Source organism: Achromobacter sp. JD-1 (assembly GCF_038594925.1).
Classification (GTDB): Bacteria; Pseudomonadota; Gammaproteobacteria; order Burkholderiales; family Burkholderiaceae_B; genus Achromobacter; species Achromobacter spanius_C.
In genome coordinates this window covers 1-1,216 of sequence record NZ_JBCGCS010000081.1, presented here as the reverse complement: position 1 = coordinate 1,216, position 1,216 = coordinate 1, and the positions used below count along the sequence as shown (strand labels likewise).

The 1,216-nt window shown below is 59.5% G+C and carries 1 protein-coding gene; it reads right to left on the bottom strand.

The annotated features are described in order from the left end of the window. Positions 1 to 7: 7 nt before the first annotated feature. On the bottom strand, positions 8 to 985 hold the full coding sequence (locus tag WBR68_RS31310) for an IS110 family transposase (protein WP_230696263.1): 978 nt from the start codon (positions 983 to 985) through the stop codon (positions 8 to 10). Between the last annotated feature and the right edge of the window lie 231 nt (positions 986 to 1,216).

Genomic DNA, 1,216 nt, shown 5'->3' with positions numbered 1-1,216 from the left:
GTAGATTCTATGGTTTGGCGCAAGCCTGGCTGGCCATAAAGAGGTTTACATCGAAGGGTTTGCGCGATTTCCATACGCCGAAGGCGATGCGTAGGAGTTTTCTGGCGATGATGTTTAATGCCTGCGTTGAGGCCCAGCCCTTGACTCGTAGCGCTGTGTAGAGGGGTTTGAAGGCAGCTGTTCGGCTTGCTGAGGATGCCGCGTTGTAGGCAAGGCTTCTCAGGGCCGCATCGCCTTGCTTGCTGAGTTTACGCAGGCCTTTGTAGGCGCCAGACTCCTTGGGCCTGGGGTCTAGCCCCGCGTAGGCCACCACGGCGTCCGAGGAGGCGAACGGGATGCGGGCGAAGGCGGTCACCAGTGCGGCCCCAGTCAGCTTACCCACGCCGGTAATGCTGGTGATTAAGTTGAAGTCGTCGGCCAAGGCGGGTTCGGCAGCGATCTGATCGAGCATTTCGCGCTCAAGAGCGTCTGCCAACTGCGTCAAGGCATCCAACGCTTGCTGGACCTGAGCTTGCGAGCCCACGTGTTTGTGCCGATCGCTGGACAGGCGCAGCCTCGTGCGCGTCGTGACCGCCACCTTGCGTAAGCGTTGGATCTGACTCAGGCGCTCGATGTGCTCCGGGCAAGGTTCGTACCTATGCAACCGCTCGTGCTCGAGCGCCACGTAACGCGCAATCATGACAGCGTCGAGTCGGTCGGTCTTGCCCCGTTGAGCCTGCGACTTGGCGTAATGGTGCAGGGCCTTGGGGTTCAGCACGTAGACGCGCAGCCCACGCTCATATGCCAGGTCGGCCAACAGGCGCTCGTAGCCACCGGTGGACTCCATGGCAAGAACGCTTCCGCGCGGCAGCGTTTGCAACCATTTTTCCAAGCCAGTCGTTGAGTTTTTGACGGCCCGGGTCAACGGCTTGGCCGCCCCGTGCATCGCCACAACAACCTCGGATTTCCCCACATCCACACCAAAGAAAGATTGAGACGTTTGCATCTCTAGACTCCCTGCGATAGCGTTGTGTCTGCTGGGGAAGCCGCGCCCGATTCGTTACCTTGCGATCAATCGGCGGTCATGGCCGCTAGATTCTTAATCGACGTATTTGGGCGGGGTGGGATATCTACCGACGTCAGTCCGCTAGTGACGGCTGATGGATGGGTGCGTCCCGATCCCCAGCACCCCCGAAGCAAGATCGGTAAGTGCTATGAAAACATACAAGGATGGGTG

Bases quoted from the DNA above. Each gene is read 5' to 3' on its own strand.
- WBR68_RS31310 (WP_230696263.1), bottom strand. From the start codon at position 985: ATGCAAACGTCTCAATCTTTCTTTGGTGTGGATGTGGGGAAATCCGAG.